Here is a 25,092-nt window from a genome sequence, read left to right on the forward strand (position 1 = left end):
GGCCAGGTGCGCCGGCTCCCCGAGACGCCCTCCGCGTTGCGCCGCACCGCGCCGCGCGGGAGGGTCGAGGAACAGCCCGCTTTCAGGAGGTCGGCCATGCCCATCGCGACGGTGAACCCGGCGAACGGCGAGACGCTCAAGACGTACGACGCGCTCGGCGCCGAGGAGATCGAGCGCAGGCTCGATGCCGCCGAGGCCACGTTCCGCACTTATCGCACCACCTCGTTCGCCGAGCGGGCACGGCTCATGCACCGCGCCGCCGGTCTCCTGGACGAGGAACTGGAGGACATCGGCCGGGTGATGACCACCGAGATGGGCAAGCCGGTCAAGCAGGCCCGGGCGGAGGCCGCCAAATGCGCCAAGGCGATGCGCTGGTACGCCGACCACGCCGAGGACCTGCTGGCCGACGAAATGGCCGCCCCCGCCGACGCCGCGGACTCCGGGGCCTCCCGGGTCCTCGTGCGCTACCGGCCGATCGGACCGGTGCTCGCCGTGATGCCGTGGAACTTCCCGCTCTGGCAGGTGGTCCGCTTCGCCGCGCCCGCGCTGATGGCGGGCAATGTGGGCCTGCTCAAGCACGCATCGAACGTGCCGCAGACCGCCCTCTATCTGGAGGACCTGTTCCGCCGGGCGGGCTTCCCCGAGGGCTGCTTCCAGACGCTGCTGATCGGCTCTGGGGCGGTCGAGGGCATCCTGCGGGACCCCCGGGTCAAGGCGGCCACCCTGACCGGCAGTGAACCGGCCGGCCGGGCGGTCGCCTCGGTCGCCGGGGACGAGGTGAAGAAGACGGTGCTGGAGCTGGGCGGCAGCGACCCGTACGTCGTGATGCCGTCCGCCGACGTCGAACGCGCCGCGAAGATCGCCGTGACGGCGCGCGCGCAGAACAACGGTCAGTCGTGCATCGCGGCCAAGCGGTTCATCGTGCACACCGACGTGTTCGACGCCTTCGCCGAGCGGTTCGCGGCGGGCATGGGGGCCCTCAAGATCGGCGACCCGCTCGAGGAGGACACCGAGATCGGGCCGCTCTCCACCGAGCAGGGCCGCGCCGACCTGGAGGAACTCGTCGACGACGCGGTGGAGAACGGCGCGACGGTGCTGTGCGGCGGTGAACGCCCCGACGGCTTCGGCGACGGCTGGTACTACGCGCCGACGGTGCTCACCGACATCACCCCCGCGATGCGCATCCACCTGGAGGAGACCTTCGGGCCCGTCGCCACGCTGTACCGGGCGGCCGATCTGGACGAGGCGTTGGCCATGGCCAACGACACCCCGTTCGGGCTGAGCTCGAACGTCTGGACGCGCGACGAGGCCGAGGTGGAGCGGTTCGTCCGCGATCTGGACGCGGGCGGGGTGTTCGTCAACGGGATGACGGCCTCGCACCCCGCGTTCCCCTTCGGCGGGGAGAAGCGCTCGGGCTACGGACGTGAGCTGTCGGGGCACGGAATCCGAGAGTTCTGCAACATCACCACCGTATGGCACGGAGCGTGAGCGTTCCGCAGTTACGATCCCCCCTGTGAACCGCGAAGTGACCCTCCCTCTGATCGTCGACGACCGCGGCACGTTGCAGGTGTCGGCCGCCGACGTCAGCAAGCTGCTGCGCACGGTGGGCGGCCGGTGGCTGCATCTGGTGGAGGCCGGCCAGGACGGCCTCGACGAGGACACGGTGGCCGCGCTCACGATCGAACTGGCCAAGCTGGCCGACCGGATCGACGTCGCCTGCATCGCGCACAGCAGCGGGACGAGCGCGGGCTGAGCGGCAGGCGCCATGTCTCTGGCGCGCCGCCCCGTACCGGGCGCCGGAGGCCCGCCGAGCGGCCATCCGACGCCCCACGGGCCCCGCGCCCGACGCTCCGCGGGCCCCGCAGGCCCGGTGTGTCAGGCGACCCGCTGGTCCAGCTCCCACAGGGCGTGCCAGAACTTCGTCTCGTACGCCTGGAGCAGCCGCCCGTAGCGGTGGACGTCGTCCTGCGAGACCCGTCCGGCGTCGAGCCCGGCCTGCACGGCGCTCAGCGCCCTGCGCTCCAGCTCGGGGGCGGGCGCGGCGAAGAAGTCGAAGAAGCCGCAGGCCTCGTCGGCGAAGCCGTAGTGGTGGCGCAGCGCCTCGGCGATCGTCTCGCAATAGCCACCCCACACCGCGATGTTGGCGCCGAGCGCGAGGACCACGTCGGCCGGCTCCCCGTTCAGGGCGAGCCAGGCGACATACGCGGGATAGGCCTGGCAGTCGGCGAGCGGCTCGTACGCGGACGTCCGCGCCTCGTCGGCCCCCACGGCGGCGGCGAAAGCGGCGAGCCGCTCCTGGGCCAGCGCCTCACCTTCCGCGAGCATCTCGAAGAAGGCGGCGCACGCCGGGTCGGGGGCCGACGTCCGGGTGCCGATCGCCGACCGTTCGGCCAGATGCAGGAACGCGCGGTGGTCCGCGGCGATCACATGGCGCTGTTCGAGTGCGAGAGCCACGAGCGTGGTGCGCTGGGCGGCGCCCCTGGCGATCACGGGCAGCAGCCGGTTGGCATGGGGATCCGGGGCGAGATTCCCGGTGGTGCTCTCCAGCAGTTCCCTGGCCGTCGGCGTCATCGCGTGCTCCTTCGGTCCGGCTGACTCCGAGCCCCTTCGACCAGGGTGCCACGCCGGGACTCCGTGCCCCCGGTCGCGCCGGTCCGGCGATGTCCCAGGTCCAGCCGGCGACCGTCGCCCCGAAGGCGAGCCGGACATGCTCTCGCCTGCGGGCCGCGCGCGAGCTCCCCACGGGGCTGCGCACACCCGTGATCCGCGGTGCCCGGTGAACGAGTGCCCGGTGACGGGTGCGGGGCCGCGGGGAACCGGGCGAGGGGGCGCGACCGCCCCCGCCCGCGCGGGCCTTCTACCGGATCGGCATCCCGGACAGCGTCCGGGCGATCACCAGCCGCTGGATCTCGCTGGTGCCTTCGAAGATGGTGTAGATGGCCGCGTCACGGTGCATCCGCTCCACCGGGTACTCCCGCGTGTAGCCGTTGCCGCCGAGGATCTGGATCGCCTGACCGGTGACCTTCTTCGCCGTCTCGCTGGCGAACAGCTTCGACATCGATCCCTCGGCCGCCGTGAACTGCTTGCCGTTGACCGCCATCCAGGACGCCCGCCACACCAGCAGTCGCGCGGCGTCGATCGAGGTGCGCATGTCGGCGATCTGGAAGGCGACACCCTGGTTGTCGATGATCGGGCGGCCGAACTGCTCACGCGTCTTCGCGTAGTCGAGGGCGACCTCGTACGCGGCCCGTGCGGTGCCCACCGCCATGGCGCCGACGGCCGGACGGGACGCCTCGAACGTGGCCATCGCGGCGTTCTTCACGCGCTCGCCGCCCCCCGCCCTGACGCGCTCATGGGCGCGGGCCATGCGCTCGTCGAGCTTCTCCTTGCCGCCGAGCAGGCAGGAGCCGGGGATGCGGACGTTCTCCAGGACGACCTCGGCGGTGTGCGAGGCGCGGATGCCGTGCTTCTTGAACTTCTGGCCCTGCGACAGGCCGGGCGTGTTCGGCGGCACGATGAAGGAGGCGTGGCCCTTGGAGCCGAGGTCCGCGTCGACGACCGCGACGACGACGTGGACATTGGCGATGCCGCCGTTGGTCGCCCAGGTCTTCGTGCCGTTCAGGACCCACTCGTCCTTGGCCTCGTCGTAGACGGCACGCGTGCGCATCGAGGCGACGTCGGAGCCGGCGTCCGGCTCGGAGGAGCAGAAGGCGGCGAGCTTGACATCGTTGGCATCGCCGTACATCTGCGGGATCCAGGTACCGATCTGCTCCTCGGTGCCGTTGGCGAGGACGCCCACGGCGGCGAGGCCGGTGCCGACGATCGAGAGGGCGATGCCCGCGTCGCCCCAGAACAGCTCCTCCATGGCCATCGGTACGCCGAGGCCGGTGGGGTCGAAGTACTGCTGGGCGTAGAAGTCCAGGGAGTAGATGCCGACCTTCGCGGCTTCCTGGATGACCGGCCAGGGAGTCTCTTCGCGCTCGTCCCATTCGGCGGCCGCGGGGCGGATGACATCGGCGGCGAAGCCGTGCAGCCAGTCCCGGACCTCCTTCTGTTCGTCGTTGAGCTCCATGGTGAACTCGGCCATGTCCCCTCCAGCGCTGCACTAAACTGTTACTTGCGGTAACTGGAGTCTGTTACCGGCTAGTAGAAAAAGTCAACTCCCGAGCCCGGCTCGGCAGCCCGTTCGATACCCATACGCCGATCAGTGTTAGTTTGCGCAGGCGTCACCGAAAAACCACGGGTGGGGAGAGCACATGGACACCACACAGCGGACCGATCAGCAGAGGTCCGCCGACCGCCGCCGGCGTGAGCTGCTGGAAGCCGCCGACAGAGTGGTGCTCCGCGACGGCCCCGGGGCCTCCATGAACGCCATCGCCGCCGAGGCGGGCATCACGAAGCCGATTCTGTACCGCCACTTCGGCGACAAGGGCGGCCTCTACGCCGCACTCGCCAAGCGGCACACCGACGCACTCCTCGGAGCGCTGCGGGCGGCACTGGACGCCCCGGCCGAGCGGCGTGAGCGCGTCGAGGCGACGCTCGATACGTATTTGGCCGCCATCGAGGCCCGGCCGCAGGTCTACCGGTTCCTGATGCATCCGGCTGAGGGCGGCCAGCCGGGCGACCCCGGCTTCGACGTGGGCAAGTACTCCGCGCCGGTGCTGCGCCGCATGGGCGAGGAACTGGCCGAGGTCATCGAGGAGCGGGTGGATCTCGGGCCGGGCAGCCAGCAGTTGGCGCGGGTCTGGGGCCACGGGATCGTCGGCATGATGCACGCCGCCGGGGACTGGTGGCTCGGCGAACGGCCGTGCACGCGCGCCGAGTTGGTGCGAAGCCTGGCCGACCTGCTGTGGGGCCGCCTCGCGGCGGCGGGCGACCGCGTCGGCGGACCGGGATTCTGACCCGGGCTCAGGCGGGCACCCCGCCAGGGGCGCTGGGCACCGCCCGTGAGGGCGGGGCACGACCCACGGAACAAGACCGGCGCGGGCTGGACACGGCCCCCGGCGCGAGGCCGTGCTCAGCCGCTCCAGGAAGCCCGTGCCACCTGCCGCAGCAGCCGCCGCCGGCGCCACCCGGCGAGGCGGTCCGCGTACACCCCGCCGTCGAGGTGATCGCACTCGTGCTGGAGGCACCGGGCGAACCAGCCGGTGCCGTGCACGGTCACCGGTTCACCGGTGACCGTGCGGCCCTCGACGACCGCGTGGTCGTACCGCTCGGTGCCCGCCTCCAGACCGGGCAGCGAGAGGCAGCCCTCCGGTCCGCGCAGAACCACAGCGTCCGCCTCGACAAGACGCGGGTTCACCACATGTCCGACATGGCGGACTTCGTCGTCGTCCGGGCAGTCGTATACGAAGACCCTGAGCCCGACGCCGACCTGGTTCGCGGCGAGGCCGACGCCCTCGGCCGCGTACATCGTCGCGAACATGTCCTCGACGAGCTCGGCGAGTTGAGGGCCGAAGTCGGTGACGTCCTCGCAGGCCGTGCGCAGCACGGGGTCGCCGAGCAGGGTGAGCGGCCGGACGCGCCCGTGGGTGCCCGGGATGGAACCTTGTCGCATGGCGGCAAGGGTACGGTCCTGGGAAGCGCGCGCACATCGCGCGGGCACCGAGGTGGTGCCGCGATTCGGGCACGTGAGTGGATCTCGATAGGCTGAGGCCCACAGGGTGCCGGGGGCAGGGGCGCGGCGCGTACGCAAGGAGGATCGAGAAACGATGTCAGGCAACTCGGACCCGCTGTCGCCGCGGGCCAAGCTGGCCGTGACGGCGGGCAAGGCGGCGGCAGCCGTCTCGCGAGCCGCCGGACGCGGCAGCGGATCGGTGATCGGCGGCCGGGTGGCGCTCAAGCTCGACCCCGATCTGCTGGCGAGGCTGGCCACACACCTGGACGTGATCCTGGTGTCGGCGACCAACGGCAAGACCACGACCACACGGCTGATCGCGGAGGCGCTGGGCGCCGCGGGCCCGGTCGTGTCCAACGCACTCGGCGCCAACATGCCCGCGGGCATCACGTCGGCGCTCGCCGGGGGGTCGGACGCCAAGTTCGCGGTCATCGAGGTCGACGAGAAGTACCTCGCCGGTGTCGCACGTGACACCGACCCGAAGTGCATCGCGCTGCTGAACCTCTCCCGCGACCAGCTCGACCGGGCCGCCGAGACGCGGATGATGGCCGAGCACTGGCGTGAGGGGCTGGCCGGTTCCAAGGCCGTCGTGGTCGCCAACGCGGACGACCCGCTGGTCGTCTGGGCCGCGTCGTCCTCGCCGAACGTCATGTGGGTGGCGGCCGGTCAGATGTGGAAGGACGACGCCTGGTCCTGCCCGTCCTGCGGCGGTGTGATGCAGCGCCCCGGCGACGACTGGTTCTGCGGTGACTGCGGCTTCCGCCGTCCGACGCCGACCTGGGCCCTGTCCGGGGACCACGTCCTCGACCCGCACGGTTCCGCCTGGCCGATCCACCTCCAGCTGCCGGGCCGCGCCAACAAGGCGAACGCCGCCTCGTCGGCCGCCGTGGCCGCCGTCTTCGGGGTGCCGCCGCAGGTCGCCCTGGAGCGGATGTACCAGGTGCAGGCGGTGGCCGGACGCTACGACGTGGTGCAGTTCATGCAGCGCGACCTGCGTCTGCTGCTCGCCAAGAACCCCGCGGGCTGGCTGGAGACCTTCTCCCTGATCGACCCGCCGCCGACCCCGGTCATCCTGTCGGTGAACGCGCGCGGCGCCGACGGCACCGACACCTCCTGGCTGTGGGACGTCGACTACACCCGCCTGACCGGGCACCCGATTTTCGTTCTCGGCGACCGCAAGCTGGACCTCGCCGTGCGCCTCGAAGTCGCCAACCAGCAGTTCCAGGTCTGCGAGAACCTCGACCAGGCCGTGCAGCTGGCACCGCCCGGACGCATCGAGGTCATCGCGAACTACACCGCATTCCAGGACTTGAGGCGTCGTGTCGGCAACTGAGCCACGGAGGACGAAGAGAATGAGTGACAACAGCCTGCGTCTGGTGTGGATCTATCCGGACCTGCTGAGCACCTACGGCGACCAGGGCAACGCCCTGGTCGTGGAGCGCAGGGCCCGTCAGCGCGGCCTCGACGTGGCCCGTGTGGACGTGCGCAGCGACCAGCCGATCCCCACCTCCGGCGACATCTACCTCATCGGGGGTGGTGAGGACCGGCCGCAGCGGCTCGCGGCGGAGCGGCTGCGCCGCGACGGCGGTCTGCACCGCGCGGTCGGCAACGGCGCGATCGTGTTCTCCGTCTGCGCCGGCTACCAGATCCTCGGGCACGAGTTCATCAACGACCTCGGCCAGCGCGAGGCCGGCCTCGGTCTGCTCGACGTGGTCTCCACGCGTGGAGAGGGCGAGCGGTGTGTCGGCGACGTCCTCGCGGACATCGACCCGCGGCTCGGCCTGCCCCAGCTGACCGGCTTCGAGAACCACCAGGGCGTGACCCACCTCGGGCCCACCGCCCGCCCGTTCGCGAACGTGCGGCTCGGCAAGGGCAACGGCACGGGTGACGGCACCGAGGGCGCGTACAACGACACCGTGTTCGGTACGTACATGCACGGACCCGTCCTCGCCCGCAATCCGCAGATCGCGGACCTGCTGCTGAAGCTGGCCCTCGACGTCAACGCGCTGCCGCCGATCGACGACCGCTGGTACGACGCGCTGCGCACCGAGCGCATCGCGTCCGCCCAGCAGCCCGCGTAGCACCTGCCCGCCCGGCGGGCCGGAGGAACCGTTCCTCAAGGAGGAACGGTTCCTCTTCGCGTTTCCCGGGAGGACCTCCGCACGCGTCCCCGAAGGACCGTTTCCGCTCGAGAAGCGGTTCCGCGCAGCCCCCTCCGGAGCCCGTCTGACAGCGCATCCGCACAGGTGAGCGGGTCCGTCCAGCAGGCGGACGCACGGTACGGCCGGGCCCCCTCCCGCCGGTAGGGTGGCGGGAATCCTCGCCGGACAACGTGGTCCGGTCCCCGGCCCACGTTGAGAAGGTATTTCGGGCTATGCGCATTGGTGTCCTCACGTCCGGCGGCGACTGCCCCGGCCTGAACGCCGTCATCCGGTCGGTCGTACACCGTGCCGTCGTCGACCACGGCGACGAGGTCATCGGCTTCCGGGACGGCTGGAAGGGTCTCCTGGAGTGCGACTACCTCAAGCTCGACCTCGACGCGGTGAGCGGAATCCTGGCTCGCGGCGGCACCATGCTCGGCTCCTCCCGGGTCCAGCCGGCGCATCTGCGTGACGGCGTGGAGCGGGCCAAGGGCCACGTCGCCGATCTCGGGCTCGACGCGATCATCCCGATCGGCGGAGAGGGCACGCTGAAGGCGGCCCGCCTGCTGTCGGACGGCGGCCTGCCGATCGTCGGCGTGCCGAAGACCATCGACAACGACATCGCGGTCACGGACGTCACCTTCGGCTTCGACACGGCCGTCGGTGTCGCGACCGAGGCCCTCGACCGGCTGAAGACCACCGCCGAGTCCCACCAACGCGTGCTGATCGTGGAGGTCATGGGCCGCCACACCGGCTGGATCGCGCTGCACTCCGGCATGGCCGCGGGCGCCCACGCCATCGTCGTACCGGAGCGCCCCTTCGACATCGAGGAGCTGGCCGCGCGGGTCGGCGAGCGCTTCGCGGCGGGCAAGCGGTTCGCCATCGTGGTCGCCGCCGAGGGCGCGAAGCCCCGCGAGGGCTCGATGGAGTACGACGAGGGCGGCAAGGACATCTACGGCCACGAGCGCTTCGCGGGCATCGCCCGGCAGCTCTCCATCGAGCTGGAGGAGCGGCTCGGCAAGGAGGCCCGGCCGGTCATCCTCGGGCACGTGCAGCGCGGCGGTACTCCGACGGCGTACGACCGTGTGCTCGCGACCCGGTTCGGGTGGCACGCCGTGGAGGCCGTGCACCGGGGCGAGTTCGGGAAGATGACCGCACTGCGCGGGACCGACATCGTCATGGTGTCGCTCGCGGAGGCGGTCGAGACCCTGAAGACGGTTCCTGACGAGCGGTACGCCGAGGCGGAGTGCGTGCTCTGAGACGTACGAGGCTCGAACCGCCCCCGGTCGCAGCAGCGGCCGGGGGCGGTTCTACTCTGGTGCGGACAGACAGCACACAACCTCCCCCAGTGCCTTAAAAGGGCCTGGGAGGTACCCCAGAAACAGGAGCCGGCGGATGGATCACAGCGGGCACGGCATGACCATGGATCTGCCGCCGTTCACGCTTGGGCGAGGGCTCGTGTGGTCCCCGGACCCGTTCTTTCTCGTCGCGTGCCTGCTCGGGCTCGGGCTGTACGGCTGGGGTGTCGTGCGGCTCGCACGGCGCGGCGACGCGTGGTCGTGGGGCCGTACGGCCTCCTTCTTCATCGGCGTGCTGACCGTGCTGCTCGTCATGTGCACCCGGCTGAACGACTACGGCATGGTCATGTTCAGCGTGCACATGGTGCAGCACATGGTGATCAGCATGCTGTCGCCGATCCTGATCCTGCTCGGGGCGCCGATCACGCTGGCGCTGCGCGCGCTGCCGGTCGCGGCGAAGCGGGGCGACAAGGGGCCGCGTGAACTGCTGCTGATGTTCCTGCACAGCCGGTACATGCGCATCGTCACGCACCCCGCGTTCACCATCCCGCTGTTCATCGCGAGCCTGTACGCGCTGTACTTCTCCCCCATCTTCGACTTCCTGATGGGCTCCACAGCGGGCCACATCGTGATGATGTGCCACTTCCTCGCCGTCGGGCTGGTCTTCTTCTGGCCGATCATGGGCGTGGACCCGGGCCCGCACCGCCCGGGCTACCTGATGCGGATGCTGGAACTGTTCGCGGGCATGCCGTTCCACGCGTTCTTCGGCATCGCTCTGATGATGGCCTCGGAGCCGATGGTCGAGGCCTACAAGAACCCGTCGGCCTCCCTCGGCATCGACGCGCTCGCCGACCAGACCGCCGCGGGCGGCATCGCCTGGGCGTTCAGCGAGATCCCCTCCGTCCTCGTCCTGCTCGCGCTGCTCTTCCAGTGGTACGGCTCCGAGCAGCGGCAGGCCAAGCGCCAGGACCGGGCCGCGGACCGCGACGGCGACAAGGAACTCGAGGCCTACAACGCCTATCTGGCCTCCCTCAACGCACGCGGCAACTGAATTAACCGCGTCATTCGTGCTTGCGTGAAAGGCATTTCCATTCAGTAGCATGGAAGCGAAGCTCCGCGCCCGGTCTCCGGCTCGCGGGGTCCAGGGGGAAACCGCGGGGGGAGCGGTCATGACATTTCGCGCATCCATGCGAAGGGCCGGATTATCGGCGGCCCGCAGGATGGTTTTACCGCTGGTTTCCGTACTGGTAATCAGCGGGTGCAGTAAATCCGATCAATTGTTCGCCATACGTGCCGTGGCCGCAGGGGTTTCCCAGGCCGATCCCTTCTTCAAGGAGGACGGCACACTCGGCAAGGACGCCACCGACGCGCAGCGGGCCCGGCCGATCGGCGGGGTGCAGGCCAGCAACAGCCCGGGGTTGTACGGAGGTACACCCGGCGGCCACGAAGACACCGGTGGGCAGGGCGGGAACGGCGGCACGCCCGGACCGGACGGGTCCGGTGCACCCATCCCCGCCTTCGGCGGCTCGGCGCGGCCCGGCACGTGCGCCGTCGGGAAGCTCAAGAAATTCCTCACCGACCCCAAGAACTCCGCCAAGGCGCGGGAATGGGCACACGTGCTGAATTTCCGGCCGGCAGAGATCCCCGGATATGTCGATCGACTCACACCCGTTGTCCTGCGTCACGACACCCTCGTGACGAATCACGAGTACAAGCGCGGCAAGGCCGTCCCGTTCGACGCCTTGCTCCAGACAGGAATCGCCATTCTGGTCGACCGTCAGGGGCTGCCCGCGGTGAAGTGTTCCTGCGGTAATCCGCTCCGCCCCTCCAAGACGAACATCAAAAAGACCTCGGTGCAGTTCAAGGGCGGAAACAGGAAATGGTCCGGATATCGTCCGGACCGGATCGTCGTCGTCGAGCCGCCGCCGGGGAAAGCGCGGATCGACCGGCTCCGGCTCGTGGACGTCGAGAACCCCGACCGGGGGATCACGCGCCCGCTCGGCACGGCGGGCGAGGACGACACCCCCTTCGACCCACACGTGGAGAAGACCGTTCCGCAGGTGACGGGCCTGACGTTCGCCGAGGCGAGCGGCCGGCTGGCGGACGCGGGGCTGGCCCTGGCCTACGACGGCGGTTCCCTGCCCCCGGACGACGTCCGCGTCACCTCGGCCTCGCCTGTCGAGGGCAGCACCCTGCAGTGGGGCTCGCCGGTGACGCTGTTCGTCGTCTCCGACACGGACCACGCCGAGGACCCGGACACGTCCAAGGACACCGGCGGACCGACGCCGAGCCCGGACCGGTCCAGCACGGGACCGGGTGAAACCACCGCGGGGGCCACGACAGGCGAGAGCAGCAGCACGGGCGAGAGCACCGCGGGCGAAACCACGACAGGCACCACCGCGGGCGAAACAAGCACGGGTGCCACCACAGGCGAGAGCAGCACGGGCGAGACGAGCGCAGGTGCCACCACAGGCGAGAGCAGCACGGGCGAGACGAGGGGAGGCGAAACCAGTCCGGGCGCCGGCGTCACAGGTGAAACCAGCACAGGCACCACCACTGGCGCGACCACCGCGGGCGAAGCCGACGCCGGCACGACCACCACAGGTGAAACCAGCGCGGGCGCAACCAACACGGGCGCCACCGGCGCGGGCGGAGCCACCACCGGCGCCACCACCACGGGCGAAGCCAACGCCGGCGCCACCACCACGGGGCAGACCGCCACAGGCCGAACCACCACCGGTCCCACCGGCGACACCACCACAGGGACCGGCGACGCCGGCGCCGGTGAGTCCGGCTCGGTCGATTCCGGTGGGGTCGGTGACTCCGCCGGACCCCCCTCCCCCGATGAGGGAGCCACCTGATGATGGGAGCACCTCAGTCCGGCGTGGGCCGGATCATCGCCGGCCGGTACCTGCTCGTGGACCAGGTCGGATCGGGCGGGATGGGTCATGTGTGGCTCGCGCACGACCAGCGGCTCGACTGCGACGTCGCACTCAAGGAGATCAGGTTCCGTGACATCCCGGAGAGCGGCGCGGAGCACGAGTCCCGGATAGCGCGGGCCCGCGCCGAGGCCCGGCACGCGGCGGTGCTGCGCGGGCACCCGCACGTCGTCACGGTCCACGACGTCCTGGAGCACGAGGGCCTGCCGTGGATCGTGATGGAGTACGTGGCGGGCGCCGCGGATCTGCGCGACTGGCTCGCCCGGCGCGGTCCGCTGGCCCCCGACACCTGTGCCCGAATCGGCCTCGCCGTGCTGGACGCCCTGACCGCCGGGCACGAGCGCGGGATCATGCACCGGGACGTGAAGCCCGCCAACATCCTGCTCGCCCCGGACCGCACCGGAAGCCCGGGGGCCCGCATTCTGCTCACCGACTACGGGATATCGGTCCAGCCCGACTCGCTGGAGACGCGCTGGACCCAGACGTCCGCGCTGGTGGGCACCGCCGGCTATCTGGCCCCGGAACGGGCCACGGGCGGTCCTCCGACCACCGCGGCCGACCTGTTCTCGCTGGGCTGCACCCTGTATTTCGGGGTGGAGGGCCACGGGCCGTTCGACCGGGACACCGATCTCGAGGCGATCACCGCCGTGGTACTGGAGGAGCCCCCGCCACCGCGGCGGGCCGGCGCCCTGCGACCGGTCGTCGAGGCGCTGCTGGTCAAGGATCCGGCCCGGCGGCTCTCCGCGGAGGACACGGCGTCGGCGCTGGCCCGGATCCTGACCCCGCAGCCCCATCCGCCGACCCGTCTCGACACGGGCTCACAGCCACCCTGGTCGGGCCTCGTCACGTCCGACGGGTCCCCGGGAGTGTTCGGCCCGGCGGGAGACCGGAGCCGGGCCCTGCCGGGCGCGTATCCGGCGCCGGGCGGCGCGACGGGGTACGGCCCGGCCCAGGACCGGGGCCTGGCGGCACCCGGTGGCCACACGCCCGCCACCCCCACCGCGCCCGCCGCCCCGGCAGCCCCCGCCCCGGGAGCCCCCGCCGCGGACCCGAACCCGGCGCCGGCCCAGGAGCCGGGCACGTACACACCCACCAGCCAAGCTCACGGCCCCTACGCGCCCACCGGCCACTCCCATGGCTCGTACACACCGCCGCCGCGGCACGCGTTCGACCGTTCGGAGTCCGGTGGACCTCAGCCGGGGCGCGGGCAGGGCTTCGGACCGCCCTGGACCGGGGCACCGCCCGCCCCGGTCCCCGGACCCCCCGGGCGGCGACGGCGAAAGCGGCCACGCGTGCTGCAGACCGTGGCCGCGGGGCTGCTCGCGCTCGGCCTGGCGGCCGGTGCGGTCTGGTACGCGGGCGCGCACCAGGCGGCACGGCTGCCGTACGGCGACACGGTCGGGCTCACCGAACCGCTCCGCCGGGGCGACTGCGTCTACGGTGATCCGTCCCTCTCGAAGTCGGCCACCGTGCCACGACTGCGGCTTGATGCCAGCTGCCATGACGAGAGCCCCGACGCACAGGTCATGACCGTGCTCAAGGCCCCCTCCTTCGAGGCGGCCCGCCATGACGGCTCGCGCCGGTGCGAGGAGAAGACCAAGGCCACGGCCCGCAAGCTCGCCTGGAACGTCAAGAGCATGGCCGTCGTGCCCACCCGGGAAGGCTTCGCCACCACGGGCGGCACCGTCGCCTGCCTGCTCGCGGGCCGGCACGGCCCGGTGTTCGGGCCGCTCGGGAAGCTCCGCCCCTACGGGATGACGTTCACGGACGCGACGCAGATGCAGCGGGACGACTGTCTGGGCCATGTGAGCGGCGAGGCCCGGGTCAGTACGCACTTCGAGCTGGTCGCCTGCGACAAGGAGCATCAGGGAAAGGTCGTCGAGATCACCCACCTGAGCGTGTACCGGCCCGGGACGGACCCGTTGGAGCAGGCGAACGACCAGTGCGCGGTCGACGCGCCACCGGATCGGTACGGCTACGACCCCGCCACGCACTGGAGTCATGGCTTGCGCAGTACGGGTGTGTGGGCCCGGCCGTACCACCTGGTGATCTGCTCGATCGAGGAGGGCCAACGACCGCCGCAGGGAGCGCAGTAGTCCCCGGGGCTCTGGCGAACCTCCTCCCTCCGGGTGAAAATGGCCCCAAAGGCCACGGCCCGCGTCGCGGACCCGCCTGGAGGAGGGTGTTGCGATGCCCGGTACGACGAAGACGATGGGGGTGCTCACCGTGGGCGGGCTCGTCATGGTGACGGCCTACACGGTGGCGCTTGGCAGTAACGGCTGGCTGTGGTTCGGCTGGGTCGTGCTCGGCCTGATCACGCTGGGGATGGTGGCCTCACGCAGCGCCTGAGCCCGGCCCCCCGCTCGGGCCGCGCACGCGCCGGGTCCCCGCCCGCCGCCTCGGCCGGGGGTTCGCGAGGCCCCGGCCCGCCGGTTCGGCCACTGCCCTCCCCCGGCCCCGGACCGCCGTCCGCGCCGGTCATGGCCGGGGTCGGCGTGCCGCCGAGTGCACGCCCGGCTGGTATTTGGGGAGCCGGGCGGTGATCTTCATTCCCGCCCCCACCGCGGTCTCGATGACGAGGCCGTGATCGTCCCCGTACACCTGGCGCAGCCGTTCGTCGACGTTGGAGAGCCCGATCCCCCCGGAGGGGCTGACCTCTCCGGACAGGATGCGGCGCAGCCGGTCGGGGTCCATGCCGGTGCCGTTGTCCTCGATGACGACCAGTGCCTCGGCGCCCGCGTCCTGCGCCGTGATGCTGATGTGGCTCTTGTCGGTCTTGCCCTCGAGGCCGTGCTTGACGGCGTTCTCCACCAGGGGCTGGAGGCAGAGGAAGGGCAGCGCGACCGGCAGTACCTCGGGGGCGATCTGAAGGGTGACGGACAGCCGCTCGCCGAAACGGGCCCGGACCAGCGCCAAGTAGTGGTCGATGGCGTGTAGTTCGTCGGCGAGGGTGGTGAAGTCGCCGTGCCTGCGGAACGAGTACCGGGTGAAGTCGGCGAACTCCAGCAGGAGTTCCCGGGCCCGCTCCGGGTCGGTGCGGACGAACGAGGCGATCACGGCCAGCGAGTTGAAGATGAAGTGCGGGGATATCTGGGCGCGAAGTGCCTTGATCTCGGCCTCGATCAGCCGCGTCCGCGACTGATCGAGGTCGGCGAGTTCCAACTGGACGGAGACCCAGCGCGCGACTTCGCCCGCGGCGCGTACCAGGACGGCCGACTCGCGGGGAGCGCAGGCGACGAGCGCTCCGTGCACCCGTTCGTCGACGGTGAGCGGTGCGACGACGGCCCAGCGCAGCGGGCAGTCGGGCTCGTCGCAGGTCAGCCGGAAGGCCTCGCCTCGGCCGGTTTCCAGCGGGCCGCCGAGCCGTTCCATGATCTCGGTGCGGTGGTGGGCCCCTACGCCGTCCCAGACGAGGACCGTCTCCTGGTCGGTGAGGCACAGCGCGTCCGTGCCGAGCAGGGTGCGCAGCCGCCGGGCGGACCGGCGGGCCGTCTCCTCGGTGAGTCCGGCGCGGAGCGGGGGCGCGGCCAGCGAGGCGGTGTGCAGGGTCTGGAAGGTGGCGTGCTCGACCGGCGTGCCGAGCCCTCCGAGACTCTCCGGCCGCGCGGTGCGCCTGCCGAGCCAGAACCCGGCTGCCAGCAGGGGGAGCACGGCGACGCAGAGCCCGGCGAGAAATCCGCTCACCCGGTCACCCCTTCGCCCGCCGGGCCCGTACAGCCGTCCGGGCGAGCGCCGGCATCCACCGGCAGCCGGCCTCGTCGCACCCCCGGCGAACACCCCTCACCTGTCACCCCGTCGGACGGATCCCTCATACCCCTGGCTCCTTCACGCCCGCCGTCGCGCTCGCCGCCCCGCTCACGGCCGCGCGGACCTGGCCGTCCGTTAGTTCCTCCGGGAGATGGAAGCGGGCCAGGATCGCCGCCGTCCCGGGCGGTACGCGGGTGGCGGTGGCCAGGGACACCAGCACCATGGTCACGAAGCCGAGCGGCACCGACCAGAGCGCCGGCCAGGCGAGCAGCGCGTGCAAGGACCCCGTGCCCGGATAGCCGGCCATGGTCGCGCCGACGGCGACGAGTGCCGCGCCGCCGCCGACGAGCATCCCGGCGGCCGCCCCCGGCGGGGTGAGCCGGCGCCACCAGATGCCCAGCACCAGCAGCGGGCAGAAGGAGGAGGCGGACACGGCGAACGCGAGCCCCACCGCGTCGGCGACGGGCAGCCCGCCCACCAGCACGCTCGCGGCGAGCGGCACGGCCATCGCCAGCACGGTGCCGAGCCGGAAGTGCCGTACACCGCGGGAGGGCAGCACATCCTGGGTGAGCACGCCCGCGACCGCCATGGTCAGTCCGGACGCGGTCGACAGGAAGGCGGCGAAGGCGCCGCCCGCGACGAGCGCACCGAGGAGGTCCGCGCCGACTCCGCCGATCATCCGGTCGGGCAGCAGGAGTACGGCGGCGTCGGCGTCGCCGGTGAGGCTGAGTTCGGGGGCGTACAGCCGGCCCAGCGCTCCGTAGACGGGCGGGAGGAGGTAGAAGGCGCCGATCAGGCCGAGGACCGCGACGGTGGTGCGGCGGGCGGCGACGCCGTGCGGGCTGGTGTAGAAGCGGACGACGACGTGGGGCAGTCCCATGGTGCCGAGGAAGGTGGCGAGGATCAGCCCGTAGGTCGCGTACAGCGGGCGTTCCTCCCGCCCGGCGGCCAGCGAGGTCGACATGGCGCCGTTGGCGCCGCGGTCGGCCGCGGGAACCGGGTCGCCCTGGGCGAAGGTCAGCCGGGTGCCGCGCTCGATGTGGTGGGCGCCCGGCGGGAGCCGGACGCGCGTGTCCTCGTACCGGCGGCCGTCGACGGTGCCCGTCGCGGTGACGGTGAGCGGCCGGGACAGCTTCAGGTCGAGCGTGGCGTCGATCTGGACGAGGCGCTGTTCACGGAAGGTCGGCGGTTCGTCGAAGGCGTTGCGGGGGGTGCCGTGGGACTGCCAGGCGAGGATCAGGAAGAGCGCGGGGACCAGCAGGGCGGTGAGCTTGAGCCAGTACTGGAAGGCCTGGACGAAGGTGATGCTGCGCATGCCGCCCGCGGCGACCGTGGCCACCACGACGACGGCGACGAGCACCCCGCCGAACCAGTCGGGGGCTTCGGTCAGCACCGCCAACGTCAGCCCCGCGCCCTGTAGTTGAGGCAGCAGATAGAGCCAGCCGACACCGACGACGAACGCCCCGGCGAGCCGCCTGACGGCCTGGGAGCCGAGCCGGGCCTCCGCGAAGTCCGGCAGCGTGTAGGCGCCGGAGCGGCGCAGCGGGGCCGCGACGAACAGGAGCAGGACGAGATAGCCGGCGGTGTAGCCGACGGGGTACCAGAGCATGTCGGGGCCCTGGACGAGGACCAGGCCCGCGATGCCCAGGAAGGAGGCGGCGGAGAGGTATTCGCCGCTGATCGCCGCCGCGTTGAGCCGGGGGCCGACGGTGCGCGAGGCGACGTAGAAGTCGGAGGTGGTCCGGGATACGCGCAGCCCGAACGCGCCGACCAGGACGGTCGCGACGACGACGAGGGCGACCGCGGGAACGGAGTAGTTCTCGTTCACGGTTCAGCGGTCCTCGACCAGGCGCACGAAGTCCCTCTCGTTTCGCTCCGCCCGCCGTACGTACCAGCGGGCGAGCAGCACCAGCGGCGGATACACGCAGAAGCCGAGGACGGCCCATTCCAGGGTCGCGCCGTCCGGCATCGCGGCGAAGACCAGCGGCAGCGGTCCGACGAGCAGCACCAGTACGGCGAACACCACCATCGCGACTCGGAGTTGACTGCGCATCAGGGACCGTACATAGGTGTGGCCGAGGGTGGTCTGTTCGTCGATCTCCGTCCGCGGCCGGTAGTAGCCGGAGGTCCGGCGGGTGCGCCGGGGCGCTCCGGTGACGACCACGCGGCGTTCGGTGGGGTCCTGCGGCACGCCGTCCTCCTCAGCTCGTGGTCCGGCGCAGCAGCAGATCGCGCAGCTGGCGGGCGTGACGGCGGCTGACCTGGAGTTCGACGGAGTCGACGAGGACGCTCACCGCGCCCGCGTCCAGGCGGAGTTCGCCGATGTGGCGCAGCGCGACGAGATGGCGCCGGTGGATGCGGACGAAGCCGCGGGGGCGCCAGCGCTCTTCGAGGGTGGACAGCGGGATGCGCACCAGGTGGCTGCCCTGCGCGGTGTGCAGCCGGGCGTAGTCGCCGTGTGCCTCGGCATGGGTGATGTCCTCGACGGCCACGAAGCGGGTCACTCCGCCGAGTTCGACGGATATGTGGTCGGGGTCGGGCTCGTGGACGGGGATCAGGGGTGCGGCGTCCCGCAGTTGGACGGCCCGCCGTACCGCCTCGGCGAGCCGTTCGCGGCGTACGGGCTTGAGGACGTAGTCCACGGCCTTGAGGTCGAAGGCCTGTACGGCGAAGCCCTCGTGGGCGGTCACGAACACGACGAGCGGCGGCTGGGCGAACCCGCCGAGCAGCCGGGCCAGGTCGAGCCCGTCCAGGCCGGGCATGTGGATGTCGAGGAAGACGACGTCGATCGCCTCGGGCCCGCCGGGTCCGGATTCCAGGGCCCGGTTGATCCGGCGCAGCGCCTCGGTCGCGTCGCTCGCGCCCTCGGCGCTGCCGACCCGGGGATCGGCGTTCAGCAGATACAGAAGTTCCTCGAGGGACGGTTGTTCGTCGTCGACGGCGAGCACGCGCAGCATGAGAGTGGAGTGTAAGAGCGATTGCCACGGCTGGACATGCGCGGGACATGGACGTCGTCCCCGGCCGGGTGGAGGTCGTCGCTGGATACAGTGCCGCCATGAACAGCAAGCCCGCGATGTTCGACGAGCTCGACCGCAAGATCATCACGGCCCTGATGGCCAATGCCAGGACGAGCTTCGCGGAGATCGGCGCGGCGATCGGACTGTCCGCGACGGCGGTCAAGCGCCGTGTCGACCGGCTGCGCGAGACGGGCGTGATCACCGGGTTCACGGCCACGGTGAAGCCCGTGGCGCTCGGCTGGCGCACGGAGGCGTACGTCGAGGTGTACTGCGAGGGCGCGGCGCCGCCCCGGCGGCTCGCGGAGGTGGTGCGCAACCATCCGGAGATCACCGCGGCGATGACGGTGACCGGGGGCGCGGACGCGCTGCTGCATGTGCGAGCCATCGATGTGGAGCACTTCGAGGAGGTACTGGAGCGCATCCGGGTGGAGCCGTTCATCCGGAAGACGATCAGCTACATGGTGCTGTCCCATCTGCTGCCCGAGGCCCCGGAAGCCGGAGCGACGCACGCGGCCCCGGACGACGCAGGAAACGTGCGCTGACCCACCGGATCACGCAGCAGTACTGCGTATACGCGCAGCTCTCCTCGCTTGTCGCCCGTATCCCCTCTTTCTTACCGTGGAGGCATCCCACCAGCCGCCACCGCAGGAAGCGGAGGACCCTCTCTGTGCCCGACAGCCGTGTGCCGCGCCCCCGGCGCTTTCTCGTCTGCGAACCCAGACACTTCGCCGTGCAGTACGCGATCAACCCCTGGATGCGTCCCGACACCCCCGTGGACGTCGATCTCGCACGCGATCAGTGGCAGGCGCTGATCAGCGCCTATCGCGCGCACGGCCACACCGTCGACTCCGTCGAACCGGTCGCGGGCCTTCCCGACATGGTCTTCGCGGCGAACTCCGCGCTCGTCCTGGAGGGCCGTGTCTTCGGCTCCTCCTTCCACGCGCCGGAACGCCGCCCCGAGTCCATCGCGTACGAGACCTGGTTCAAGGCGGCCGGTTTCGACGTCTACCGCCCCGAGTCGGTGTGCGAGGGCGAGGGCGATCTCGTCCCGACGCGCCGGTACATCCTCGCGGGGACCGGATTCCGCACGACGCCCGAGGCCCATCGCGAGGTCCAGGAGTTCTTCGGCGTCCCGGTGATCAGCCTTCAACTGGCGGACCCGCTCTTCTACCACCTGGACACCGCGCTCTTCGTCCTCGACGACGACAACATCGCGTACTACCCGGAGGCCTTCTCGCCGGGCAGCCGCGAGGTGCTGGCCCGGCTGTTCCCGGACGCGGTGCTCGCGACCCGCGAGGACGCTTTCGCCTTCGGCCTCAACTCGGTCTCCGACGGCCGTCATGTCTTCATCGCGCCGCGCGCCGAGTCCCTCGCCGATCAGCTCGTCCGCCACGGCTACGTCCCCGTCCCCGTCGACCTCTCGGAGTTCCAGAAGGCCGGCGGCGGCATCAAGTGCTGCACTCAGGAGATCCGTTCATGACCGCTCCCGCCCGTACGACTGCGTCCGCCGTCGCCGGAACGCGCAGCTCCGACGAACTGATCCGAGCCGAAGCTCCCGTCCTGGCCCACAACTACCACCCGCTGCCCGTGGTCGTCGCGCACGCCGAGGGCAGCTGGGTCGAGGACGTCGAGGGCCGCCGCTACCTCGACATGCTGGCGGGCTACTCGGCCCTCAACTTCGGCCACCGCAACCCGGTGCTGATCGAGGCCGCGCACCGCCAGCTGGACCGGCTCACCCTCACCTCGCGGGCGTTCCACAACGACAAGCTGGCCGGATTCGCCGAGTCCCTGGCCGAGCTGACCGGCCTGGACATGGTCCTGCCGATGAACACGGGCGCGGAGGCGGTGGAGAGCGCCATCAAGGTGGCCCGCAAATGGGCGTACGAGGTGAAGGGCGTCGAGCCCGACCGGGCCACCATCGTGGTGGCGGCCGACAACTTCCACGGCCGTACGACCACGATCGTCAGCTTCTCCACGGACGAGACGGCCCGTACCGGCTTCGGCCCCTTCACGCCCGGTTTCCGGGTCGTGCCGTACAACGACCTGGCCGCGCTCGAAGCGGCGATCGACGAGACGACGGCCGCTGTGCTGCTCGAGCCCATCCAGGGCGAGGCGGGCGTGGTCATCCCGGACGACGGCTATCTCGCCGGCGTCCGCGAGCTCACCCGCCGCACCGGCTGTCTGTTCGTCGCGGACGAGATCCAGTCCGGCCTCGGCCGCACCGGCACCACTCTGGCGGTGGAACACGAGTCGGTCGTCCCCGACCTGCTGCTCCTCGGCAAGGCGCTCGGCGGCGGCATCGTGCCGGTCTCGGCGGTGGTCGGGCGCCGGGACGTGATGGAGGTGCTGCGCCCGGGTGAGCACGGCTCCACCTTCGGCGGCAATCCGCTGGCCGCGGCGGTCGGCTCGGCGGTCGTCGGGCTGCTGGAGACCGGCGAGTACCAGCGCCGGGCGTCCGAGCTGGGCGTCCTGCTGCGGGACGGGCTGACGGCCCTGGTGGGCCGGGGTGTCGAGGGCTTCCGCTCGCGCGGGCTGTGGGCGGGTGTCGACATCGACCCGTCCATCGGCACGGGCCGCGAGATCAGCCAGGGCCTGATGGGCGAGGGGATTCTGGTCAAGGACACGCACGGTTCGACCATCCGTCTGGCGCCGCCGCTCACCATCACGGCCGAGGAACTCCAGTCGGCTCTCGGGGCCCTGGAGAAAGTACTGACGCAAGGGGTCTGATACCGGCCAAGAGGCCACAGAGGGTGACACCGCACTGGTTACGCCCGGCGACGGCCGCGCCTACACTGATCGCTCCCCGGGGGAAATGAGGAGCGCCCCAGTGTTTTATTACGTGCTCAAATATGTGCTTCTGGGTCCACTGTTGAGACTGGTCTTCCGGCCTCGGATCGAGGGCCTTGAGCACATACCGTCGTCGGGCCCGGCCATCGTGGCCGGCAACCACCTGTCCTTCTCGGACCACTTCCTGATGCCGGCGATCCTGAAGCGCCGGATCACCTTCCTCGCGAAGGCCGAGTACTTCACGGGGCCCGGTATCAAGGGGCGGCTGACGGCCGCCTTCTTCCGCAGCGCCGGGCAGATTCCGGTGGACCGCTCCGGCAAGGAGGCGGGGCAGGCCGCGATCCGCGAGGGGCTCGGCGTGCTGCGCAAGGACGAGCTGCTCGGCATCTACCCCGAGGGCACCCGTTCGCACGACGGACGGCTCTACAAGGGCAAGGTCGGCGTCGCGGTGATGGCCCTGAAGGCCCAGGCCCCGGTGATCCCGTGCGCGATGATCGGCACGTTCGAGGCCCAGCCCCCGGGCAGGAAGCTCCCGCGGATCCACCCCGTGGTGATCCGCTTCGGCAAGCCGCTCGACTTCTCGCGCTACGCCGGGATGGAGAACGAGAAGGCGATCCTGCGGGCCATCACCGACGAGATCATGTACGCCATCCTGTCCCTCTCCGAGCAGGAGTACGTCGACCGGTACGCGGCCGTCGTCAAGGCGGAGGAGGCCGCGGAGAAGGCCGAGGCGGGGCGCAAGTTCCCCCGGATGCCGATGGGGTGACCCAGCCGGGAACCCATACGTACATCCTGTACGTTTCTTACGTATGAGACGTGTTGTGGTGATCGGAGCGACGGGACAGATCGGGCGCGCGGCCGTGAACGCGCTCGCGCGGGACGGCTGGGACGTGACGGCCGCGTCGCGCGGCGGCGCCCGCGACGACGGCTGGCCGGCCGAGGTGCGCACGACGGAGCTCGACCGGGACGACGACACCGCGCTGGCCGCGGTGGTCGGTGACGACTGCGACGCGCTGGTGGACATCGTGGCGTACGGAGCCGGCCACGCGCGGCAGCTGACGGCGCTCGCCGGCCAGGTCGGCTCGGCGGTCGTCATCTCCAGCGTGTCGGTGTACGAGGACGACAAAGGGCGCGGTTTCGACACGCAGTCCGAGCCGGACGGTTTTCCCGCCTATCCGGTGCCGATATCGGAGAGCCAAGGGACCGTCCCGCCCGGAGACACCACGTACAGCACGCGCAAGGTGGCCCTGGAGCGTGAACTCCTCGCCGCGGGCGACCGGTTGCCCACGACGCTGCTGCGGGCGGGCGCCGTCCACGGCCCGTACGGCCGCACGCCCCGCGAGCTGTACGTGGTCAAGCGCAATCTCGACGGCCGCCGCAGGCGGATCCTCGCGTTCGGCGGCGCGAGCCGTTTCCATCCGGTGAGCGTCCACACCCTCGCCGAGCTGATCCGACTGGCCGCCGCACACCCGGGCTCGCGCGTCCTGAACGCGTGCGACCCGGACGCGCCGACCGTGGCGGAGATCGCCCGGGCCATCGACGCGGTGATGGGCGCCCGCACGGAGGACGTCCTCGTCGACGGGCCTCCCCCGGCCCCCACGGTGGGCGACACCCCTTGGTCGGTTCCCCTGCCCGTGATCTGCGACATGAGCGCCGCCGAGAGGGAGTTGGGCTATCGCCCCGCGATCCGGTACGCCGACACGCTCCCGGAGACGGTCGCCTCTATCGAGCGGCACCTCGCGGGGCGGGACTGGCGTGAGGCGTATCCCGCGATGGTCAGGACCTACGGGGATCTCTTCGACTACGCGGCGGAGGACGCCTGGCTCGCGTCCTGAGGCGGCGACGTGACGCGCACGACCGAGGGGGTGGCCGGTCGGACCGGCCGCCCCCTCGTGCAGCAAGGACTACGGCTGCGGAGTGGCGTGCGGCGCGCACGTCACGTCGGCGGCGTCCGTCTTGCCGGTGAGCAGGTAGGAGTCCACCCGCCCGTTGATGCACGGGTTGACCAGACCGGTCACACCGTGCGAGCCCGCGCCCTGCTCGGTGATCAGGCGGGAGCCCTTGAACCGCTTGTGCAGCTCGACGGCGCCGACGTACGGCGTGGCGGCGTCATTCGTGGACTGCACGATCAGGACGGCCGGCAGACCCTTGCCGGTCTTCACGTTCACCGGGGTCTGCTGCTTGACCGGCCAGGTCGCACACGGCAGGTTCATCCACGCGTTCGCCCAGGTCATGAAGGGGTACTGCGCGTGGAGCCGCGTGTTGTCCCGGTCCCACTTCTTCCAGCTGGTGGGCCACTGGGCGTCGGTGCACTCGACGGCCGTGTACACGGCGTTGCCGTTCTCCGAGGAGATGTTGCCCGCCGTGTCGGACAGGTCCGGGGCCGCGGCGTCGACGAGCGCCTGGGTGTCACCCGCGACGTACTTGCTGAACACCGAGGCGACCGGCACCCACGACGAGTCGTAGTACGGGGCGCTCTGGAAGAAGGAGATCAGCTCGGCGGGGCCGACGACGCCGCCCAGCGGGCTCTTCTTCGCGGTGGCGCGCAGCTTCAGCCACTGGTCCTGCACCTTGGCGCGGGTGTCGCCGAGGTGGAAGGTGGCGTCGTTCTTGGCGACCCAGTCCTCCCAGTCCTTCCAGCGGCCCTCGAAGGCGATGTCCTGCTCCAGGTTGGCCTGGTACCAGATGTTCTCGCGCGACGGGTTGACGACGCTGTCGACGACCATGCGGCGCACGTGGCCCGGGAACAGCGTGCCGTAGACGGCACCGAGGTACGTGCCGTACGAGACGCCCAGGTAGTTGAGCTTCTTCTCACCGAGCGCGGCCCGGATGACATCGAGGTCGCGTGCCGTGTTGGGCGTGGTCATCTGCGCCAGCACGGCCTTGCCGCTGCGCTCGGCACAGCCGTCCGCGTACGCCGCGGCCAGCTTGCGCTGGGCGCGCTTGTCGGCCTCGGAGTCCGGGACCGGGTCCGCCTTGGGCGCCTTGACGAACTCCTGCGGATCGATGCAGGAGATGGGCGCCGAGTGGCCGACACCGCGCGGGTCGAAGCCCACGAAGTCGTACGCCTTGGCGGTGTTCGCCCACAGGGGGTTCTTGGTGGTGACACGACGCGGGAAGCGCATGCCCGAACCACCGGGGCCACCCGGGTTGTAGACGAGCGCGCCCTGGCGCTCCTCCTTGGTGCCGGTGTTCCCGATGCGGTCCACGGCCAGCTTGAGCTGCTTGCCGTTCGGGTGGGCGTAGTCCAGCGGCACGCTGACCCAGCCGCACTGGATCGGCTTCTCGAAGCCCCAGTCCGCCGGGCAGTCCTTCCAGTCGATCCCGGTCTTGGCGGCACGCTCGGCGGCGACGACCGCGCCGCGCTGCTCGCGGCTCTGCCCGTAGCCCTGGCCGTGACGCGAGTCGGCGGTGGCCGACGGGGCCGCGACGGCTCCGGCTATCAGGGTCGCCGTGACGAGTGCTCCGGCCGAACCGAGCGCTGTCACCCGTCTTGTCGGTCTCTTGGACCTCAAGTGGGTACCTCCCCGTACATCGTTGCGATTG

23 protein-coding genes are annotated in these 25,092 nt (G+C 71.2%); 15 read left to right on the forward strand and 8 right to left on the reverse strand.

Annotation, left to right across the window (positions count from 1 at the left end):
• Positions 1-96 precede the first annotated feature (96 nt).
• Positions 97-1,488, forward strand: coding sequence for an NADP-dependent succinic semialdehyde dehydrogenase (locus ACWD68_RS17245; RefSeq protein WP_451807254.1), 1,392 nt, complete (start codon positions 97-99; stop codon positions 1,486-1,488).
• A gap of 25 nt (positions 1,489-1,513) precedes the next feature.
• On the forward strand, positions 1,514-1,753 hold the full coding sequence (locus ACWD68_RS17250; RefSeq protein ID WP_451807255.1) for a DUF6213 family protein: 240 nt from the start codon (positions 1,514-1,516) through the stop codon (positions 1,751-1,753).
• Between the two features lie 122 nt (positions 1,754-1,875).
• Here the strand turns inward: ACWD68_RS17250 and ACWD68_RS17255 are convergent, their stop codons facing one another.
• Positions 1,876-2,571, reverse strand: a complete 696-nt coding sequence (locus ACWD68_RS17255; RefSeq protein ID WP_451807256.1) for a transcriptional regulator — start codon at positions 2,569-2,571, stop codon at positions 1,876-1,878.
• Between the two features lie 286 nt (positions 2,572-2,857).
• Complete coding sequence (locus ACWD68_RS17260) at positions 2,858-4,087, reverse strand: acyl-CoA dehydrogenase family protein (RefSeq protein WP_451807257.1); 1,230 nt, start codon at positions 4,085-4,087, stop codon at positions 2,858-2,860.
• Positions 4,088-4,256: 169 nt separating this feature from the next.
• On the opposite strand from ACWD68_RS17260, the gene ACWD68_RS17265 reads away from it, so the two are divergent.
• The gene (locus ACWD68_RS17265; RefSeq protein WP_266756003.1) at positions 4,257-4,901 is read left to right on the forward strand and encodes a TetR family transcriptional regulator; all 645 of its coding nucleotides are present in this window, start codon (positions 4,257-4,259) and stop codon (positions 4,899-4,901) included.
• Positions 4,902-5,017: 116 nt separating this feature from the next.
• Here the strand turns inward: ACWD68_RS17265 and def are convergent, their stop codons facing one another.
• Entirely contained in the window at positions 5,018-5,557 is a 540-nt protein-coding gene (gene def, locus ACWD68_RS17270) for a peptide deformylase (RefSeq protein ID WP_451807258.1), read from the reverse strand.
• 154 nt (positions 5,558-5,711) lie between these two features.
• Between def and ACWD68_RS17275 the strand changes: the two genes are divergently transcribed.
• The 7 genes from ACWD68_RS17275 to ACWD68_RS17305 all read left to right on the forward strand — a co-directional run bounded on the left by ACWD68_RS17275 (position 5,712) and on the right by ACWD68_RS17305 (position 14,344).
• Positions 5,712-6,950: a MurT ligase domain-containing protein gene (locus ACWD68_RS17275; RefSeq protein ID WP_351535065.1), complete on the forward strand. Its 1,239-nt coding sequence runs from the start codon at positions 5,712-5,714 to the stop codon at positions 6,948-6,950.
• A gap of 19 nt (positions 6,951-6,969) precedes the next feature.
• Positions 6,970-7,698 (forward strand): type 1 glutamine amidotransferase, encoded by a 729-nt coding sequence (locus ACWD68_RS17280; RefSeq protein ID WP_451807259.1) that lies wholly within the window; start codon positions 6,970-6,972, stop codon positions 7,696-7,698.
• A 293-nt stretch (positions 7,699-7,991) separates the two neighbouring features.
• Positions 7,992-9,017: a 6-phosphofructokinase gene (locus tag ACWD68_RS17285; RefSeq protein WP_451807260.1), complete on the forward strand. Its 1,026-nt coding sequence runs from the start codon at positions 7,992-7,994 to the stop codon at positions 9,015-9,017.
• Between the two features lie 136 nt (positions 9,018-9,153).
• A complete protein-coding gene (locus ACWD68_RS17290; RefSeq protein WP_451807261.1) occupies positions 9,154-10,107 on the forward strand; it encodes a cytochrome c oxidase assembly protein in 954 nt (317 codons plus the stop codon).
• A gap of 118 nt (positions 10,108-10,225) precedes the next feature.
• Positions 10,226-11,917: a DUF6777 domain-containing protein gene (locus ACWD68_RS17295; protein ID WP_451807262.1), complete on the forward strand. Its 1,692-nt coding sequence runs from the start codon at positions 10,226-10,228 to the stop codon at positions 11,915-11,917.
• Entirely contained in the window at positions 11,917-14,091 is a 2,175-nt protein-coding gene (locus ACWD68_RS17300) for a serine/threonine-protein kinase (protein ID WP_451807263.1), read from the forward strand. The genes ACWD68_RS17295 and ACWD68_RS17300 overlap by 1 nt, the downstream gene beginning before the upstream one ends.
• A 94-nt stretch (positions 14,092-14,185) precedes the next feature.
• Complete coding sequence (locus tag ACWD68_RS17305; RefSeq protein WP_351535053.1) at positions 14,186-14,344, forward strand: hypothetical protein; 159 nt, start codon at positions 14,186-14,188, stop codon at positions 14,342-14,344.
• 129 nt (positions 14,345-14,473) lie between these two features.
• On the opposite strand, the gene ACWD68_RS17310 is transcribed toward ACWD68_RS17305, so the two are convergent.
• From ACWD68_RS17310 to ACWD68_RS17325, 4 genes are all read right to left on the reverse strand, one after another.
• Positions 14,474-15,679 (reverse strand): sensor histidine kinase, encoded by a 1,206-nt coding sequence (locus tag ACWD68_RS17310; protein WP_451807264.1) that lies wholly within the window; start codon positions 15,677-15,679, stop codon positions 14,474-14,476.
• A gap of 124 nt (positions 15,680-15,803) precedes the next feature.
• Positions 15,804-17,570, reverse strand: a complete 1,767-nt coding sequence (locus ACWD68_RS17315; protein ID WP_451807265.1) for a sodium/solute symporter — start codon at positions 17,568-17,570, stop codon at positions 15,804-15,806.
• Between the two features lie 3 nt (positions 17,571-17,573).
• Positions 17,574-17,933, reverse strand: coding sequence for a hypothetical protein (locus tag ACWD68_RS17320; RefSeq protein WP_451807266.1), 360 nt, complete (start codon positions 17,931-17,933; stop codon positions 17,574-17,576).
• A 10-nt stretch (positions 17,934-17,943) separates the two neighbouring features.
• The gene (locus ACWD68_RS17325) at positions 17,944-18,699 is read right to left on the reverse strand and encodes a LytR/AlgR family response regulator transcription factor (RefSeq protein WP_451807267.1); all 756 of its coding nucleotides are present in this window, start codon (positions 18,697-18,699) and stop codon (positions 17,944-17,946) included.
• 98 nt (positions 18,700-18,797) lie between these two features.
• Here ACWD68_RS17325 and ACWD68_RS17330 point away from each other — a divergent pair, with 98 nt between their 5' ends.
• The 5 genes from ACWD68_RS17330 (at position 18,798) to ACWD68_RS17350 (ending at position 23,381) form a co-directional block, all read left to right on the forward strand.
• Positions 18,798-19,301 (forward strand): Lrp/AsnC family transcriptional regulator, encoded by a 504-nt coding sequence (locus ACWD68_RS17330; protein ID WP_451807268.1) that lies wholly within the window; start codon positions 18,798-18,800, stop codon positions 19,299-19,301.
• A 125-nt stretch (positions 19,302-19,426) separates the two neighbouring features.
• Positions 19,427-20,239, forward strand: a complete 813-nt coding sequence (gene ddaH / locus ACWD68_RS17335; RefSeq protein ID WP_451807269.1) for a dimethylargininase — start codon at positions 19,427-19,429, stop codon at positions 20,237-20,239.
• Positions 20,236-21,486: an ornithine--oxo-acid transaminase gene (rocD, locus tag ACWD68_RS17340; protein ID WP_451807270.1), complete on the forward strand. Its 1,251-nt coding sequence runs from the start codon at positions 20,236-20,238 to the stop codon at positions 21,484-21,486. Before ddaH ends, rocD begins: the two co-directional genes overlap by 4 nt.
• A gap of 100 nt (positions 21,487-21,586) precedes the next feature.
• Positions 21,587-22,312: a lysophospholipid acyltransferase family protein gene (locus tag ACWD68_RS17345; RefSeq protein ID WP_451807271.1), complete on the forward strand. Its 726-nt coding sequence runs from the start codon at positions 21,587-21,589 to the stop codon at positions 22,310-22,312.
• 55 nt (positions 22,313-22,367) lie between these two features.
• Positions 22,368-23,381, forward strand: a complete 1,014-nt coding sequence (locus ACWD68_RS17350) for an NAD-dependent epimerase/dehydratase family protein (RefSeq protein ID WP_451807366.1) — start codon at positions 22,368-22,370, stop codon at positions 23,379-23,381.
• A gap of 69 nt (positions 23,382-23,450) precedes the next feature.
• Here ACWD68_RS17350 and ACWD68_RS17355 read toward each other — a convergent pair whose 3' ends face one another.
• The gene (locus ACWD68_RS17355; RefSeq protein WP_451807272.1) at positions 23,451-25,061 is read right to left on the reverse strand and encodes an alpha/beta hydrolase; all 1,611 of its coding nucleotides are present in this window, start codon (positions 25,059-25,061) and stop codon (positions 23,451-23,453) included.
• Between the last annotated feature and the right edge of the window lie 31 nt (positions 25,062-25,092).

Source organism: Streptomyces sp. NPDC005141 (assembly GCF_053599975.1).